Here is a 19,922-nt window from a genome sequence, read left to right on the forward strand (position 1 = left end):
CGGGCCCGGGGTGCGGAACGAAGCGGCGCCGCGACAGCTGGATGATGGCATCCGGGCCGCGAACGGCGGACGCCGCTGCGGACCGTGGGCGTCACCGCAGTTGGGGGAAAGTTCAGCCGGGTGAACAAGAGGTCCCCGCAAGTGATGCCGGGGTGAATGCCGGGCGGGCGCCACGGACGGGACACGCAGTTCCCGCGCCCCCGCCGGCCGCCGCGGAGGTTCCGCGCCGCGCGGGACAGTTCACCTGAAGATCATTTTCTGTCGGCGGGCATCCCCGGCCGGTCAACTCGCCGTGCTAGACACCCTGATGACAGCCCGTCACCACGGCCCTGGGTCGGCCGGCACGGTGAATGCCGTGGTCACCGGGGTTTTCCCGGTCCGATACCGAGGCCGGGCCACGCTCACCGCTCATCCGCATGCCTGGGAGTTACGCACGTGCTAGACGACCACCCTTGTGGCCTGCCGCTGACCCCGGGACAGTCGGGCGTCTGGTTCGGCCAGCAGCTGGCGCCGGAGAGCCGCGCCTACAACCTCGGCATCTACGTCGACATCGCCGGTCCGCTCGACCTCTCGCTGCTGGCCGAGGCGACGCGCCGCTTCCTCGACGAGGCCGACGGGTTCCGCGTCCGGGTCGGGGAGCACGAGGGCGAACTGCGCCAGTGGGTCGAGCCGACCGGTGCGTGGGAGCAGCTCTTCGTCGACGTGTCGGCCGAGGCCGACCCCGAGGCCGCGGCACACGCCTGGATGAGGGCCGACATGGCGCGCCCGCGCCTCCTGGGCCACCCGCCGAACCTCACGAACGCGGTGATCCGCGTCGCCGGGCAGCGCCACTGGTGGTACACGGGCCTCCACCATCTGATCAGCGACGGGTACGGTGCCGGGATCGCCGTGCGGCGTGCGGCGGCCCTCTACACCGCGCTCTCCGAGGGACGCGAACCCGTGGGGGGCGCCCTGCGGCCGGTCCGGGAACTGCTGGACGAGCAGGCGGCCTACCGGGCCTCGGACGACTTCCGCGCCGACCGGGCGTACTGGCTGGACCGGATGGCCGGCCGGCCCGCACCCGCCGGGCTGGTGGACCGGACCGCGCCGCCTTCCGCCCCGGTGCACCGGCGGACCTCACGGCTGAGCCCCGGGACCGAGTCGGGAATGCGGAAGGTCGCGCGGAGCGGCCGGTCGAGCTGGCCGGCCGCCTTCGTCGCGGGCGTCACCGCCTATCTGCACCGGATGACCGGGGCGGACGACCTGGTGCTGGGCTTCCCGGTCACCGCGCGCGTCGGTTCCGTCGCGGAGACCGCCCCCGGCATGGTGTCCAACGTCGTCCCGTTGCGGCTGAGGGTGCACCCCGGCCTGACGTACGGTGAGCTGACCGCCCGGGTCGCGGCCGAGATGAAGAACGCGGTGCGGCACCAGCGCTACCCGGAGGCCGACCTCGCCCGCGACCTCGGTCTCTCCGCGGGGGGCCGGCTCTACGGGCCGCTCGTCAACGTCATGCCGTTCGGCCAGGACTTCACCTTCGGCGGCCTCCACGGCTCCCTGCACCATCTCGCCGTGGGGCCGGTGGCCGACCTGTCGGTCGCCTGCTACGGCGGGCGCCCGGGACAGCGCGGCGCGATCAAGGTCGCCGTCGACGGGAATCCCGCGCTGTACTCGGCCGGTGAACTGGCCGGACACCACGAGCGGTTCCTGCGGTTGCTGGAGAGGCTCACCGCGGGCGACGACGCCGCCGCGCGGCCGATCGGCCACGGTGACCTGCTCGACGAGGACGAGCGCCGGCGCGTGCTGGGCGGCTGGTCCGGTGGTGCCGGAGCCGTCGGCGATGTCGCCCCCGGCGGGGAACGCGACACGGAAGGCGCCCCGGGGAACGCTCCGGAGCGGGTTTCGGAGGGTGAGCCGGGGAGGGCCCTGGAGCGGATTTCGGAGGATGAGCCGGAGGGCGCCCCGGAGAGCGACCCGTGGCGGCTGGTCGCGGTGCAGGCGGCCCGCACTCCGGACGCCGTCGCGGTGACCGCCCGGGGAGCGTCCCTGACGTACGCCGAACTGGTCGGCCGGGTGGCCCGGCTGGCCGGTGTCCTGGCCGGTCACGGAGTGGGGCCGGAGGACCGCGTGGCGCTGGCTCTGCCGCGCTCGGTGGACCTGGTGGCCTGCGTGCTGGCCTGCCTGCGTGCCGGCGCCGCCTATCTGCCGCTGGACCTGTCGCACCCGGCGGAGCGGCTGGAGCTCATGGTGGCCGAGGCACGGCCGGCCGTCGTCCTGACGACGGCCGAACTGGCCGAGCGGGTGCCGCCGGGGCCGCGACGCGTGCTGACCGACGGGGCGTGGGCCGTCGCTCCCGTCGACGCCCGTACCACTGAGCACGCGCCTGTTCACGCACCCGGTCGTGCTCCTGCTCAGGCCCCTGCTCACGCCTCCGCGGAGGCCGACGTCGCGGCGACGCCCGCCGTGGTGCACGGTTCGGCCGCCGCCTACGTCATCTTCACCTCGGGGTCGACGGGACGCCCCAAGGGCGTGGTCGTCCCCCGGTCGGGCCTCGCCAACCTGCTGCTGGACATGGCCGGGCGGGCCGGCCTCGGCGCCGGCGACCGCCTGCTCGCCGTGACCACGCTGGGCTTCGACATCGCCAACCTGGAGCTGCTCGCGCCCCTGGTGGCCGGCGCCGCGGTGGTGGTGGCCGGACCAGACGAGTCACGCGACCCGGCACGGCTGCGGCGACTGCTGCCGGCCGAGGGCGTCTCGGTGATGCAGGCGACGCCGAGCCTGTGGCAGGCGGTGTCCGCGGAGGTCGCCCCCGCTCTCGGCGGCGTCCGGGTCCTCGTCGGCGGCGAGGCGCTGCCGGCCGCCCTGGCGCGTGAACTCCTCGCGTCCGCCGCGTCGGTGACCAACGTCTACGGACCCACGGAGACGACGGTCTGGTCGACCGCGGCGGACCTGTCCGCCGAGGACGCCGAAGCGGCGACGGTCACCATCGGACGGCCGATCGCCGGCACCGCGGTGTACGTGCTGGACGGGGCGGCGCGACCCGTGCCGCCCGGCGTGGTGGGCGAGCTGTACATCGCCGGCGCCGGACTGGCACGCGGGTACGCGGGACGGCCCGGCCTGACGGCCGAGCGCTTCGTGGCCGATCCCTTCGGCGCCCCCGGCACCCGCATGTACCGGACCGGCGACCTCGTACGGTGGACGCAGGACGGCCGGCTCGCCTACGTGGGCCGGGCGGACCAGCAGGTCAAGGTGCGCGGACACCGTATCGAGCCGGGCGAGATCGAGGCCGTGCTCGAGCGGCAGCCGGGCGTGGACCGCGCCGCGGTCGTGCTCCGCGAGGACACGCCGGGCCGGCGGCAGCTGACGGCGTACCTCGTCCCGGGCACGGAACAGGTGGCAGGCGAAGAGGAGCTGGCCGCGGCGCTGGCGCGGAGCCTCCCCCCGTACATGGTGCCCGCCGCCTTCATGACCCTCCCGGAACTGCCCCTGACGGCGAACGGCAAACTCGACCGCGCCGCGCTGCCCGCGCCGGCGGCGGCCGTCCCCGGTGGCGGCCGGACGCCGCGGAACCCGGTCGAGGAGACCCTCTGCAGGCTCTGCGCCGGCCTGCTCGACACACCGGGCGTCAGCATCGACGACGACTTCTTCGCCCTCGGCGGCGACAGCGTCTCGGCGATGCGCCTGGTCGCCGCCGCACGCCGCGAGGGACTGACCCTCACCCTGCGCGACGTGTTCGAGCACCCGACCGTGGCGGACCTCGCCACCCGCGCGCTCCCGCGGGAGGACGCCACGGGCGACACCTCCCCGGTACCGGAGTCCTCGGACGCCGCCCTGTTCGCCGAGGCGGAACTCTGGCGCCTGCGCGCCCGCTACCCACGGCTCTCGGACGCCCTGCCCCTGACCCCCGTGCAACAGGGCCTGCTGTTCCAGTCCCTGCACGACGCGCAGGCCGCCGGGGACGACGACTACACCGTGCAGCTCGGCTTCACGGTCGAGGGCCCGCTGGACGGCCACCGGCTGCGCGCGGCCTGGCACGCCCTGGTGCGCAGGCACCCCGTCCTGCGCTCCGCCTTCGTCGCCGACGCCGCCGACGTACCGGCACAGGTGGTGCTCGACGACGTCGAGCCGCCCTGGCGCGACGTGGACCTCACACAGCCGCCCACGGACACCGACGACCGGGAGCGGGACCGGCGCCTGCGGCGGGTCGCCGCCGAGGAGCGGGCCGGACGCTTCGACCTGGCACGCCCCCCGCTGCTGCGGATCGCCCTGGTGCGGCTCGCCCCCGAGCGGCACGCCGTGCTCTTCACCCACCACCACATGCTGCTCGACGGATGGTCGCTGCCCCTGCTGGGCCGAGAGCTGTTCGCGCTGTACCACGACGAGCCCCTGCCGCCGGTGACCCCGCCCCGCGCGTACCTGTCCTGGCTCGGACGGCAGGACCGCGACGCGGCCCGCGCCGAGTGGAGCGCCGCGCTCGACGGGCTCGACGCACCGACGCTCCTCGTGCCGGACGCCGCCCAAGCGGCGGAGCCGGCGCAGGGCCGGTACACCGTCGACCTGCCGGCCGGCACCACCGACGCCCTGCGGGACCTGGCCGCCGCGCACGGCCTCACCCTCAACACCGTCGTCCAGGGCGCCTGGGCCCTCCTCCTGGCCGGGCTGACCGGGCGCGACGACGTCGTGTTCGGCACCACGGTCGCCAGCCGTCCCGCCGAGATCGACGGGGCCGAGTCCATGGTCGGGCTGTTCGTCGACACCGTCCCCGTGCGCGTACGGCTGCGCCCGGCGGACGACCTGCTCGGCGTCCTGCGCGGGATGCAGCACCGGCAGTCGCGCCACACGGCCGCCGCCCACCTGGGCCTGCCGGACATCACCCGCCCGACCGGGCTGGACCGGCTCTTCGACACCGTCCTGACCTTCGAGAACTTCCCCGTCGACCCGGCCGCCTTCCGGCCGGGACCCGGCCTCGGCATCACCGGTCCGCACGTCCACGCGGGCACCCACTACCCGTTGACCCTGCTGGTGGTGCCGGAGACCGCCGGGCTCAGCCTGCGGTTCGGCTACCGGACCGGTGCCTTCTCGCCCCAGGACATCGCCCTCGTCGGTGAACGGCTGGTGCGGTTGCTCCAGGGGCCGGCCGCCGACCCCGACCGGACCGTCGGCGCCGTCGACGTGCTCCTCCCGGAGGAGCGGCGGCAGGTGCTGGCGGAGTGGAACGACACCGCCGTGCCGGTGCCGCCCGTCACCGTGCCCGAACTGGTCGCGGCACGTGCGGCGGCCACGCCCGACGCGACCGCCGTGGTGTACGGGGACGGCGCGGACGGCACCGAGGAGCTGACGTACGCCGAGTTCGACGCCCGGGTGGCGGCGCTCGCGGCGCTGCTGCGCGAGCGCGGGGCCGTGCCCGAGACCCGGGTGGCCGTCTCCGTGCCGCGCTCGGCGGACCTGCTCGTCGCCGTCCACGCCGTGCTGCGCGCGGGCGCGGTGTACGTGCCGGTGGACCCGGACCTGCCGGCGGAGCGGATCGGGCTGCTGCTGGACGACGCGGCCCCGGCCTGCGTCCTCACCACGCGCGGCCTCGTCGAGCGGTTCCCCCGTCTGGGCGGCCCGGACACGGTCCTCCTCGGGGACGGCGCGCCCGCCGGTGTCGGTGCGGCCCTGGCCTCGCCGGTCCCCGTGGCGCCCGGCTCGGCCGCGTACATGATCTTCACCTCGGGTTCGACGGGCCGCCCGAAGGGCGTCGTCGTCTCCCACGAGGCCATCGCCAACCGGGTGCTGGGCATGCAGCGGGAGTTCGCCCTGACCGCCGACGACCGGGTGCTGCACAAGACGCCCGTCGGGTTCGACGTGTCCGTGTGGGAGCTGCTGTGGCCGCTGACCACGGGTGCCGCGGTGGTCGTGGCACGCCCCGGCGGCCACCGCGACCCGCAGTACCTGGCGGCGGCCGTCGAGACCCACCGGGTGACGACGGTGCACTTCGTCCCGTCGATGCTCCGGGTGTTCCTCGACGTCCTCGACGAGCCCGCCGCGGCCGCGGCGGGGGCCGGGCTGCGGCGCGTGATCTGCAGCGGCGAGGCGCTCCCGGCCGAACTCGCCGACGCCTGCCTCGGCCTCCTCGGCGTTCCGTTGTTCAATCTGTACGGGCCGACCGAGGCGGCCATCGACGTCACCCGGTGGAGCTGCGTCCCCACCGGGGCGGGCACCACGGCGCCTGGCGGGGCGGGCGTCACGGCCCCTGTCGGGGCCGGAGCCACGGTCCCCATCGGTCGTCCGGTGGACAACACCCGGGTGTACGTGCTCGACGCGGCGCTCCGGCCGGTCGCCCCGGGCGTCGCGGGTGAGCTGTACCTGGCGGGACGCCAGCTCGCCCGCGGTTACCCGGCCCTGCCCGGGACGACCGCGCTCCGTTTCGTGGCCGACCCCTTCGGCCCCGCGGGCAGCCGCATGTACCGCACCGGCGACCTGGCGCGGTGGCGCGGCGACGGCACGCTGGAGTACCTGGGCCGGACCGATCACCAGGTCAAGATCCGAGGGGTGCGCGCCGAGCCGGCCGAGATCGAGGCCGCGCTCGCCGGGCACCCGGCGGTGAGCCGGGCCGCGGTGATCATCCGGGAGGACGAGCCGGGCCGGCGGCAGCTCACCGCCTACGTGGTGCCGGCCGTGCACGGGCGTGACACGGACGGGTCCGGGGCCGAGCAGGCACAGGCACGGGCACAGGTTCGGGAGTGGAACGCCGTCTGGGAGTCGGTCTACGCGCCCGCCGCCCGGACACCGTCCGCACCGAGCACCGCCGCGGAGCTTCCGGCCGGCGAACTCCCCGCCTTCGGCGACGACTTCTCCAGCTGGGACAGCAGTTACGACGGCCGGCCCCTCCCGTACCGGGAGATGAGCCTTTGGCGCGACGCGACCGTGGAACGGATCCGCGCCCTGCGTCCCGTACGCCTGCTGGAGATCGGCGTCGGTGCGGGCCTGCTGCTGTCGCGGCTCGCCGGGGACACCGAGACCTACTGGGCGACCGACTTCTCCGCCGAGGTGATCGGCACACTGCGCGACCGGCTGCCCGGCCACCTCGCCGGCCGCGTCACCCTGCGGCACCAGGCGGCGGACGACACCGAGGGCCTGCCCACCGGGTTCTTCGACACCGTCGTACTGAACTCGGTGATCCAGTACTTCCCGGACGCCGGCTACCTGGACCGGGTGTTCCACGCCGTCGCGCCGCTGCTGGCACCCGGCGGGCGGATCTTCGTCGGTGACGTACGGGACCTGCGGGCCGCCCGCGTCTTCGAGACGGAGAAGCACCTCGTCCGCCTCCCCCCGGGCCGGCACACCGGCACCGCGGCGCTGCGCCGGTCCATAGGCCGGGCCCTGCTGAACGAGAACGAACTCCTCGTCGACCCCGCCTGGTTCACCGGACGGACCGGTCCCCACAGCCCCTTCACCGCCGTGGACGTCCAGGTGAAGCGGGGCAGGTACCGCAACGAACTGAGCCGCTACCGCTACGACGTCGTCCTGCACACGGCCCCGGCAGCCGTGGCGGAGCCGCCGGCCGACAGCCACGACGCCGACGCCGGCGACGGCGTACACCTGGACGGGCTGCGGCACACCCTGGCCACGGCCCGCCCGGCTCAACTGCGCGTGTCCGGGCTCCCCGACGAGCGCACCGCCCGGCAGGTCCAGGCGGCCGGGAGGCTGGACGAGGGGGCCGAACCCGCCCGCGCCGCGCGCGTCCTCGCGGACGACGTCCCGGTGCCCGGCGCGGTGGACCCCGAGGACCTGTACGCCCTCGCCGGGGAACTGGGCTACCGCGTGGCCGTGGCACCGTCGGTGACCGGCCCAGGCGCGGTGGACGCCGTCTTCCGGCGCACGGACACCCTGGACTCCCCGGCCGGTGAGGCCACCCCGGCCGCCATGAACGGTCAGGCCGTCCCGGCCGCCATGACCGGTCGGGCCACCACCCCTGGCACCGTGACCGGTGAAGTGCTGTGCGCCTACCAGCCCGCGACGGGGTCCCTCCCGGCCCCGGCACGACGCACCAACGAGCCGGGTCTCGCCCGCAGGCTCACCGCGCTCCCGGCCGAACTGCGGACCCTCGCCGAACGCACCCTGCCGGAGGCCCTCGTGCCCGCCGCCTTCGTGGTGCTGGCGGAGCTGCCGCTCACCGCGAACGGCAAGCTGGACCGCGCCGCCCTTCCGGCGCCGGACTTCGCGGCCGCACCGGACAGCCGGGCGCCGCGCGACGCGACCGAGCAGGCCCTGTGCACCGCCTTCGCCCAACTGCTGGGCCTCCCGCACGTGGGGATCGACGACAGCTTCTTCGGACTGGGCGGCGACAGCGTGCTGGCCATGCGGCTGGTGGGCGCCGCGCGCCGGGCGGGTATCGGCCTGGCCGTCCGTGACGTCTTCGCGCACCCCACCGTCGCGGCCCTCGCCTCCGTGGCGCGGGAGGCCCAGGACACCGGCGCCACCGAAGCGCCGGAAGCGGCGGGCGAGGAGCCCCTGCTGACGCTGCCGGTGCCGGTGCGCGAGCGGCTGACCGCCCCGTACCCGGGCCCGGCGGACATGCCGGTCCTCCCGCTGACACCGTTGCAGGAGGGGCTGCTCTTCGAGTCCCTGGCCGCCGCGCAGGCCCCGCGGGCGGGGGGCGCAGGGGAGACCGGGGAGGACGGCCGGGCCCGGGTGGACGACTACACCGTCCAGCTGTCGCTCACGCTGGAGGGCCCCCTCGACCCGGCCCGGCTGCGCACCGCCTGGACCCGGCTGCTGGCCCGGCACGGCAGCCTGCGGGCCGCCTTCGTGCACGACGCGGACGCGGGCCCGGTGCAGGTCGTCACCGGCGAGGCGGCACCGCCCTGGCGGGAGACGGACCTGTCCACGACCGACGGGCCGGAGCGGGAGGCGCGGCTCGCCGAGCTGCGGACCGCGGAACGGCAGACCCCGTTCGACCCGTCACGGCCGCCGCTGCTGCGCGTGGCGCTGGCACGCCTGGCCCCGCACCGGCACACCATGATCGTGACCTACCACCACATCCTGCTCGACGGCTGGTCGCAGCCGCTGCTCCTGAACGAACTGCTGACCGCCTACGCCGAGCCGGACTCCCTCTCCCCGGCGGCGCCCCAGTTCGAGCGGTACCTGTCCTGGCTCGCCCGGCAGGACAAGGACGCGGCACGGCAGGCGTGGCGGCAGGCGCTCGACGGCGCCGAACCGACCCTCGTGGTGCCGGTGACCGGCAGCCGGGCCGACCACGGCGACACCGGCAGCCGGGCCGATCACGACGACACCGGCAGCCGGGCCGACGACGACACCGGCAGTACGGCGTCCGCGGCCGGGCACGAGGTCGTGGAGCGCCTGCTGCCGCCGGACCTGACGTCCCGCCTGACCGCGCACTGCCGCCGCCACGGCCTCACACCGGCCACCCTGGTGCAGGGCGTGTGGGCCACCCTGATCGGCGCGCTGACGGGTCGCGACGACGTCGTCCTCGACGCTCCGAACGCGGGCCGCCCGGCCGACGTCGAGGACGTGGAGTCCGTCATCGGCCTGTTCATCAGCACCGTTCCCGTGCGGGTACGCCTCGACCCGGTGCTGCCGATGTCCGCCGTCCTGCGCCGGCTCCAGGACGAGCAGTCCCGCCTCGCCGCCCACCAGCACCTCGGACTGCCGGAGATCCAGCGCCAGACCGGTGCCGGAGCGCTCGCCGACACGATGGTGGTGTTCCTCAACTTCCCGCTGGACCCGGCCGTGTTCCGGCCGGCGGACGGCGTCCGTGTCTCCGCCGTCGACGGGGGAGTGGCCACGAACTACCCGCTGCGGCTGCTCGCCGCCCCCGGCGAGCGGATGCACCTCACCCTCGGCTACCACACCTCCGCCTACGACCGGGCCGCCGCCGAAGCGCTCATGGACCGGCTGGTGCGCCTCTTCGAGGAGCTCGGCGACGGCCTGGACCGGCCCGCCGGCCGCGCCGGAGTCCTCACCCCGCGCGAACGCGGCCACCTGCTGACGGCCTGGCAGGGAGCACAGGACGGGACCACGGCGGCCGGCACCGTCACCGGCGTCCTCGAGGACCGGACGGCCACCGCCCCCGACGCCCCGGCGGTCGTCTTCGGGGACGAGTGGCTCACCCACCGCGACCTGCACGCCCGCGCCAACCGCCTCGCCCGCCTGCTCGTCGCCCGGGGCGCCGGCCCCGAACGGACCGTCGCCGTCGCGGTGCCCCGCTCCCCGGACCTGGTGGTGGCCCTGCTGGCGGTCCTCAAGGCCGGCGCGGCGTACCTCCCGGTGGACCCCGGCTACCCGGCGGACCGCATCGCGTACATGCTCGGCGACGCCGGGCCGGTGACGGTGCTGACCACCACCGGGGCGGTCGCGTCGCTCCCCGAGGACGTCCGCTCCGGCGCCGTACGGCTCGACGATCCGGACACCGGACGCGCGCTGCGCGCCCTGCCGGACGGCGACCCCACCGACGACGAGCGCACCGTGCCCCTGACGCCCGGCCATCCGGCCTACGTCATCCACACCTCGGGTTCCACCGGGCGGCCCAAGGCGGTCGTGGTGCCGCACCAGGGAGTCGCCGCCTACTTCTCGTACCTGATGTCCGGGATCGCCCGGCTCGGCCCCGACGACGTCGTGCTCAACCTGGCGTCCGTCTCCTTCGACCCCTCGGTGCGCGACATCCTCGGCACCCTGGCCGCCGGCGGGCGTGTCGTCATGGTGCCGCCCGACGAGGCCAACGACGCCCGCGCCCTCGTCCGCGCCATGCGCCGCCACCGGGTCACCGCGCTGCTCTCCGTCGTACCGTCCCTGCTGGCCGCCCTGAACGAGGAGGCGGCACAGCTGCCCGTCGGCGAACGCCCCTCCCCGCGGTTGGTGATGACCTGCGGCGAAGCGCTCACCGAAAGCCACCTCCGGCAGACGGCCGCCCTCGGCTACCCGCTGGTCGTCAACCAGTACGGGCCCACCGAGGCGACCATGAGCAGCACCTTCCAGGCGGTGGACGAGCCCGGGGCACCGCGGTCCGGCGGGCGCTTCCTGATCGGCCGTCCCCGCCCGGGCGTCCGCGCCTACGTCCTGGACCACCGGCTGCGCATGGTCCCCGCCGGAACGCCCGGCGAGCTCTACCTGGCCGGTCCCGGCGTCACCCGGGGTTACGCGGGGCGCCCGGGTCCGTCCGCCGAGCGCTTCCTCGCCGACCCGTACGGCGGGCCCGGCACCCGCATGTACCGCACCGGCGACCTGGCCCGCTGGACCGCGGACGGCCGCCTGGACCACCTCGGCCGCGCCGACCACCAGGTCAAGGTGCGCGGCCACCGCGTCGAACTCGGCGAGGTCGAGGCGTTCCTGGAGAGCCACGAGGCGGTCGCCCGCGCCGTCGCGGACGTACGCCGGGACACCCCCGACGGCGACCTCCGGCTGGTCGCCTACGTCGTCCCGGAGACCGGAACCGGAACCGTATCCGGAACCGGAACCGGAACCGTATCCGGAACCGGGCCCGAGAGCGTCCCGTCCCCGGCCGGGCTGCGCCGCCACGCCGCGGCCGGCCTGCCCGGCTACATGGTGCCCTCCGCGTTCGTCGTCCTGGACCGGCTGCCGCTCACCCCCAACGGCAAGGTCGACCGCCGTGCCCTGCCCGATCCCGGTGCCGCCGACGGCTCCGCGGCGGACGGCGGCCGCGCGGCGCGCACGCCGCTCGAGGAAGTGCTGTGCGGCCTGTACGCGCGGCTCCTCGGCGTCGGCCGGATCGGCATCGACGACAGCTTCTTCGAGCTGGGCGGACACTCGCTGCTCGCCACCCGCCTCGTCGCCCACATACGCAACGCGCTCGGCGCCGACCTGCCGGTCCGCGCCGTCTTCGAGGCCCCCACGGTCGCGGAACTCGCCGAACGCGTCACCGCCGCCGCCGGCACCCCGCCCCGTCCCCGCCCCACCGCCGGCCCCAGGCCCGACGAAATCCCGCTGTCCTTTGCCCAGCGCCGCCTGTGGTTCCTGCACCAGCTCGCCGAGGGCGCCACGGACGGCTACCACATGCGGGTGGTGCTGCGGCTGCGCGGCCCCCTCGACCTCCCCGCGCTGCGCGCCGCGCTCGCCGACCTGACCGCCCGCCACGAGGCGCTGCGCACCGTCTTCCCCGACACCGACGGCCGCCCCCGCCAGGAGATCCTGGACGCCGATGCGGAGCCGACCCGCCCGGAACCGGTCGCGGTCCGCGTCGCGGAGGCGGACCTGACCGCGGAACTGGAGCGGACCGTCCGCCGGCCCTTCGACCTGGCCACCGAGATCCCGCTGCGGGCGGCCCTGTTCGAGCTGGGGGAGGACGACCACGTCCTGGCACTGGTGCTGCACCACATCGCCGCCGACGGCTGGTCGTTCGGACCGCTGGCGGCCGATCTGTCCACCGCCTACCGCAGCCGTACGCGGGGACGGGCGCCCGACTGGGCCCCGCTGCCCGTCCAGTACGCCGACTACAGCCTGTGGCAGCACGACCTGCTCGCCGACGACGGCGCGGACGGCGTGACGGGCCGACAGCTCGCGCACTGGCGGCGGCGGCTCGCGGACCTGCCGGACCGCATCGACCTGCCCGTGGACCCCACCGCCGCCGCGTCCGGCGTCCCCGGCACCGACGCACCCGGTGCCACCGCCCTCGTCGCACCGGGTGACTCCACCGGCACCGCACCCGGCGGCTCGTACCTCTTCCGCATCCCGGCACCGCTCCACGCCCGCCTGGCGGAGCTGGCCCGCGAGCACTCCGCCACCGTCTTCATGACGCTCCAGGCCGCCCTCGCCGCGCTGCTGACCCGCCTCGGCTCCGGTACGGACATCCCGCTCGGCACGGCCGTGGCCGGACGCGGTGACGAGGTGCTGGAGGACCTCGTCGGATGTTTCGTGAACACGCTCGTCCTGCGCACCGACACCAGCGGCGACCCGGACTTCCGCGAGCTGCTGCGGCGGGTGCGGGAGACCGACCTCACCGCCTACGCCCACCAGGACGTGCCCTTCGAGCGTCTCGTCGACGACCTGGACGTGACCCGCTCCCTGGACCGCAACCCGCTGTTCCAGGTGATGCTGGCCGCCCAGCCCGAGCTCACCCGCGACGCCGTCGAACTCCCCGGCCTCACCGCCGAGCCGATCCGCGTCGGCGCCGCCACCGCCCGCTTCGACCTCTCCTTCAACATGGCCGAACACCGCACCCCCGAAGGCGCTCCGGACGGGATCGCCGGCCGTGTCGAGTACCGCGCGGACCGCTTCACCCCCGCGACGGTACGGCTCCTCACCCGGCGCTGGACCCGGCTCCTGGAGTCCTTCGCCGACGACCCGGACCTCACCGTGTCCCGGGCCGCCACCACCGCCGCCGACGAACGCCGGCGGGTACTCACCGACTGGAACGACACCGCCATGGACGTCCCGTCCGCCACCGTGCCCGAACTCCTCACCGACCGCGTCGCGCGCACCCCGCACGCCGAGGCCGTCGTCTGCGGTGCCGACCGGCTCACCTACGTGCAGCTGGACACCCGCGTCGACGCCCTCGCCCGCCGCCTGCGCGCGGCCGGGGCGCGACCGGAGTGCCGCGTCGCGGTGCTCGTCCCGCGCTCGACCGGCCTGCCCGTGGCCCTGCACGCGGTCCTGCGCACCGGTGCCGCCTACGTGCCCGTGGACCCCGACCTCCCGGCCGAGCGCATCGCCCTGCTGCTCGCCGACACCGACCCGGTGTGCGTGGTGACCACGGAGGAGACGCGCGGCCTGCTGCCCTCCGCCGTGCCGGTCCCGGTCCTGCCGCTCGACGGGACGCCCGGACCGCAGGACGACGCCTCCGGGCCCGCCGCCGGGTTCGCCGCGCCGCACCGCGACAGCACCGCCTACGTCATCCACACCTCCGGCTCGACGGGGCGTCCCAAGGGCGTCGCCGTCCCGCACCGGGCCGTCGTCAACCGTCTGCGGGGCATGCAGGAGCAGTACGGCCTCCAGTCCGACGACCGGGTGCTGCACAAGGCCTCCGCCGGCTTCGACGTCTCCGTGTGGGAGCTGTTCTGGCCGGTGCTCGCCGGTGCCGCCGTGGTCGTCGCCGAGCCCGAGGCGCACCGCGACCCCGCCCGGCTCGCCGAGCTGATACGGGAGCGGTCCGTCACCACCGCGCACTTCGTGCCGACCGTCCTGCGCGCCTTCCTGGACCAGCCGGCCGCCGCCGGCTGCACCGGGCTGCGCCGGGTGTTCTCGGGCGGCGAGGCCCTGCCCGCCGACCTCGTACGGCGCTTCCACGACGTGCTCGGTGCCTCGGGCGTGGCTCTGTTCAACCAGTACGGGCCGACCGAGGCCACCATCGACGTCACCTGGTGGCGCTGCCCCGCCGACCCCGAGGGCCCGCCGCCGCTCGGCCGGCCGGTCGCCAACACCCGCCTGTACGTCCTCGACGCGGCCCTGGAGCCGGTGCCGCCGGGCGCCTCCGGCGAGCTGTGGATCGCCGGCGCCCAGCTGGCCCGCGGCTACCTGGGCCGCCCCGGCGCCACGGCGGAGAGCTTCGTCGCCGACCCCTTCGGCCCGCCCGGCACCCGGATGTACCGCAGCGGCGACCTCGCCCGCTGGACGGAGAACGGCGAACTGGAGTACCTGGGCCGCGTCGACGACCAGGTCAAGGTCGGCGGCGTACGCGTCGAGCCGGGCGAGGCCGCGGCCGCGCTCGGCGAGCAGGAGGGGGTGAGCGCCGCCGTGGTCGTGGCCCACGAGGCTCCCTCCGGAGGCCGGCGCATGGTCGGCTACGTCGTGCCCGAGCGCGGGCGCACCCTGGACGGCGGACAGGTGCGCCGCCGGGCCGCCGACACCCTGCCCGAGTACCTGGTCCCCGCCGAGATCATGGTGCTCGACACCCTCCCCGTGACGCCCAACGGCAAGCTGGACCGCGCGGCCCTGCCCGTGCCCGACCCCACCGGCACGACGGACGGAGGACGCGCCCCGCGCACCCCGGCCGAGGAGACCCTCCGCGGCATCTTCGCCGAACTGCTCGGCGTCGACGCCGGGAGCGTGGGCACGGACGACGGGTTCTTCGCCCTGGGCGGGGACAGCATCATGTCGATCCAGCTGGTCAGCCGGGCACGGCGGGCCGGTCTCGTCCTCACCCCGCGCGACGTCTTCACCCACCAGACGGTGTCCGCACTCGCGCGGGTCGGCGGACGAGCGGACGACCGCCCGGCCGCCCGCGCCGAGGACGACGGGACCGGACCCGTCGAACTCACCCCGATCGTCCACCGGTTGCGCGAGCGCCGCGGACCCGTCGACGCCTTCCACCAGTCGGTGCTGCTCCAGGTCCCGGCCGGGCTGGGGGAGGAGCGGCTCACGGCGGCGGTGCGGGCGCTGCTGGACCACCACGACGCCCTGCGGCTGCGGCTGACCCGGACGGCGGGCGGACTGGTCTGGGCGTTGGAGGTGGGGGAGCGGGGTTCGGTGGACGCTGCCGGGTCCGTCCGCCGGGTGCCTCTCGCCGATGCCGTTGTGGCGGAGGAGGCGCGGGCGGCGGTGGCGCGGCTGGCGCCGGAGTCGGGTGTGGTGGTGCAGGTGGTGTGGTTCGACGCGGGCGCGGAGGCGTCGGGCCGGTTGCTGGTGGTGGTGCACCACCTGGCGGTGGACGGGGTGTCGTGGCGGGTCCTGCTGCCGGACCTGCGGCAGGCGTGGGAGTCGGTGGCGGCCGGTGGGCCGGTGCGGCTGGACCCGGTGGGCACGTCGTTCCGGCGCTGGGCGGGACTGCTCGGCGAGCGGGCACAGGACCCGGCGCTGCTGGAGGAACTCCCCTACTGGACCGACACGTTCGCGGCCCCGGAGCCGCCGCTCGGTTCCCGCCCGCTGAACCCCGTGCAGGACACGGTGGGCACGGCGCGGCAGCTCACGGTGACGCTGCCCGGGGCGCACACGGCTCCGCTGCTGTCGTCCGTCCCGGCCGCCCTGCACGGCGGGGTCAACGACGTGCTGCTGGGCGCGCTGGCCCTCGCGGTGCGCCAGTGGCGCGAGGCGCGGGGCGTGGACGCCGACGGCGGGGTGCTGGTCGACCTGGAGGGCCACGGCCGTGACAGCGACCGGCCGGACGTGGACCTCTCCCGCACGGTGGGCTGGTTCACCCGCGTCCACCCCGTACGGCTCGACGCCACGGGCGACGATCCCGTGGACGCCGCCAAGCAGGTCAAGGAGCAGCTCGGCCGGGTGCCGGGCCAGGGCTTCGGCCACGGCCTGCTGCGCTACCTCAACCCGCAGACGGCCCCGCTCCTGACGCACTGCGCCCGGCCGCAGATCGGCTTCAACTACCTCGGCCGTACGACCACGTCCCTGGACTCCCAGGCCCCGTCCGGGTCCGGAGGGGCCGACGGAAGCGCCGACTGGACGGTGGCCGACGACGCGCACGGACTGGGCGCCGGCACCGACCCCGCCACCCCGCTGCTGCACGCGCTCGACGTCAACGCGGTCGCGGTCGACGGCGCGGACGGCCCGGTGCTGTCGGCGACGTTCGCGTGGGCGGGCGGTCTGCTCGACGAGGCGGAGGTGCGGGAGCTGGCCGAGCGGTGGCTGCGGGCGCTGGAGACCCTCGCGGGCACGGATGCCGGGGCCGGCGGCCACACGCCGTCCGACTTCCCCCTCGTACCCGCCCTCACCCAGGAGCAGGTGGAAGCCCTGGAGGCCGCGTACCCCGGCCTGGAGGACGTCCTCCCGCTCTCCCCGCTCCAGCAGGGCCTGCTCTTCCACGCCGTCTACGACGGCGGCGAGAGCGACGTCTACACCCCGCAGCTCTGCCTGGACCTCGAAGGTCCGCTCGACGCGGACGCGCTGAAGGCCGCCTGTACGGCGCTGCTGGCCCGGCACGCCAACCTGCGGGCCGCGTTCGTCCACGACATCACGGACACCCCCGTCCAGGTGATCGCCCGCGATCCCCGACTCCCGTGGCTGACGGCCGACCTGAGCGCCCTGCCCGACACCGCGCAGGCCGCGGAGAGCGACCGGATCGCGGACGCGGAGCTCGCCGAGCGCTTCGACCCGGCGCGCCCGCCGCTGCTGCGGGCCGCCCTGCTCCGCCTCGGCGACGAACGCCACCGACTTGTCCTGACACACCATCACCTCCTGCTGGACGGCTGGTCGGTGCCCGTCCTGGCCCGTGATCTGTTCGCCCTGTACGCGGCCGGGGGACCGGCGGTCACGCTGCCCCGGGTCGCCCCGTACGGCGACTACCTGCGCTGGCTGGCCGCGCAGGACCGCGACGACGCGCACGCCGCCTGGGCGCGGGCCCTGGACGGGGTGGACGAGCCCACACTCGTCGCCCCCGCCGCCTCCGACCGGCCGGCGCCGGCCGCCCGCCCCGGACGGGTGCACCCCGAGCTCCCCGAGGGCCTCGCCACCCGCCTCGTCACGTGGGCCAGGTCCCGCGGGCTCACCGTCAACACGGTCCTCCAGGGCGCCTGGGCGCTGCTGCTGTCCCGGCTGACCGGCCGTGACGACGTGGTCTTCGGCACGACGGTGTCCGGCCGGCCGCCGGAGGTGCCCGGCATCGAGACCATGGCGGGCCTGTTCATCAACACCCTGCCCGTCAGGGCGCGGCTGGACCAGGACCGGACCCTCGAGGAACTGCTGCGCGGCCTCCAGGACGAGCAGGCCGGGCTGATGGCCCACCAGTACCTCGGTCTGAGCGACATCCAGAGCCTCGCGGGCCTGCCCCGGCTGTTCGACTCGGCCATGGTCTACGAGAACTATCCGGTCGACGAGAAGGCCACGGCCCTCACCGGCACCTCCCTCACCCTCACCCGCGCGGAGACCCGGGAGGCCGCCCACTACCGGCTCATGCTGATCGCCGCACCGCGCGAGCAGGGGGTGTCCCTGCGCATCGAGTACGCGCCCGCCGCGTTCGGCGACGAGGAGGCACGCGTGCTGGCCGACCGGTTCGTGCGGGTGCTGCGGGCGTTCGTGGACGCCCCCCACCGGCCCGCCGGCACGGTGGACGTGCTGTCGCAGGAGGAGCGGCACCGCATCCTGGCCGACTGGAACGACGTCGACGCGGACACGACGAGAGACGCGACGAGTGTCGTCGAGGCGTTCGCGGCCCAGGTGGCGCGCACGCCGGAGGCCGTGGCCGTCCGCTGGGACGGCGGTGTGCGGACGTACCGGGAACTCGACGAGCGGGCGGACCGCCTGGCGACGCGGCTGGTGTCCCTGGGGGCCGGTCCGGAGGACCGGGTCGCGCTGCTGATGGAGCGTTCGCCGGAGACCGTGACGGCGATCCTGGGCGTGCTGAAGGCCGGAGCGGCCTACGTGCCCCTCGCCCCCGACCTGCCCCGGACCAGGCTGGACGAGATGCTGCGGCAGACCGGTGCGTCGGTGGTCGTCACCGACGAGACCCACCGGGGCACCGCGCCCGGCCTGCTGCCCCGAGCCACCCACTTCTTGGCGGTGACCGGCGACGACCCGCGACACGACGACCCGCGACACGACGACCCGCGACAGGACGACCCGCGACAGGACCCGGCCGTCGTGCCTCCCGTGGTGCGCCCCCACCCGGACAACGCCGCCTACGTGATGTTCACCTCCGGCTCCACCGGAGAGCCGAAGGGCGTCACGGCCACCCACCGCGGCGTGGTGAGCCTGGCCACGGACCGTCACTGGACGAGGACGGCGACCGATCGCCCCGTCCGGACGCTGCTGCACTCGCCGTACGGCTTCGACCCGTCCACCTGCGAGCTGTGGACGCCCCTGCTGAACGGCGGGGAGGTCGTGGTGGCCCCGCCCGGCGAGCCCGACGTGGCGGCCATCGCCAGGGCGGTCCGCGAGCACGAGGTCACCCTTCTCCTGCTGACGGCCGGGCTCTTCCGCGTCGTGGCCGAAGAGGACCCGGGCTGCCTCGCCGGCGTCCGCGAGGTGATGGTCGGCGGCGACGTCGTCACCGCCGCGACCGTCCGCCGGGTGCTGGAGCACTGCCCCGACACCGTGGTCACCGACGCGTACGGCCCGACCGAGATCACCGTGTACGCCACCGCCCACACCATGGCCGGCCGGCGTTCGGTGCCGTCGACCGTGCCGATCGGCCGTGCCCGTGACGGCATGCGGGCCTATGTGCTCGACGGCCGGCTGCGACCGGTGCCGCCCGGGGCGCCGGGGGAGCTGTACGTCGCCGGCGACGCCCTGGCGCGCGGCTACCTGAACTGGTTCGCGCAGACGGCGGAGCGGTTCGTCGCCGATCCGTTCGGTCCGGCCGGTACCCGCATGTACCGCACGGGCGACCTGGTGCGCTGGACCCCGGGCGGAGTGCTGGAGTTCCTCGGGCGGGCCGACCACCAGGTCAAGATCCGCGGCTTCCGCATCGAACTCGGCGAGATCGAGGCGGCCCTCGGCGAGCAGGACGACGTGGCCGACTCCGTCGTCCTCGTGCACCGGGCGCCCTCCGGAGCCAAGCACCTGGCCGGCTATGTCGTGCCCGAACCGGGCCGCACCCTCGACACCGACCGGCTGCGCGCCCTGATCGCCGAGCGGCTGCCCGAATACGCGCTCCCGAACACCCTGCAGGTCCTGGACGCACTGCCGCTGACCCGGCACGGGAAGCTGGACCGCACCGCCCTCCCGGTGCCGCACCCGCAGGGCGCGGGCAACGGCAGGGAACCCCGCACGGAACGGGAACGGCTGCTCTGCGCCCTCTTCGCCGACGTGCTGGGCGTGGAGCGGGTCGGCGCGGACGACGGGTTCTTCGCGCTGGGCGGGGACAGCATCATGTCGATCCAGCTGGTCAGCCGGGCACGGCGGGCCGGTCTCGTCCTCACCCCGCGCGACGTCTTCGAGCGGCAGAACCCCGCCGCACTGGCACAGGTGTGCCGCGACGCCGACGGCCCCGCCCCCACGGCGGAGGACGACGGTACGGGTCCGGTCGAGGCGACTCCGGTGATGCGCTGGCTGCGGGAGTGGCGGGGCACGGCGGAGGGTTTCCAGCAGTCGGTGTTCCTGCG

General features: G+C 75.6%; 1 protein-coding gene. It reads left to right on the forward strand.

What is annotated here, in order from left to right:
• Positions 1 to 435: 435 nt before the first annotated feature.
• The coding region (locus tag ACZ7G3_RS25745) for an amino acid adenylation domain-containing protein (RefSeq protein WP_470928408.1) at positions 436 to 19,922 on the forward strand (19,487 nt) is incomplete at its 3' end.

The sequence above is a fragment of the Streptomyces sp. NPDC037271 genome, from assembly GCF_055603605.1.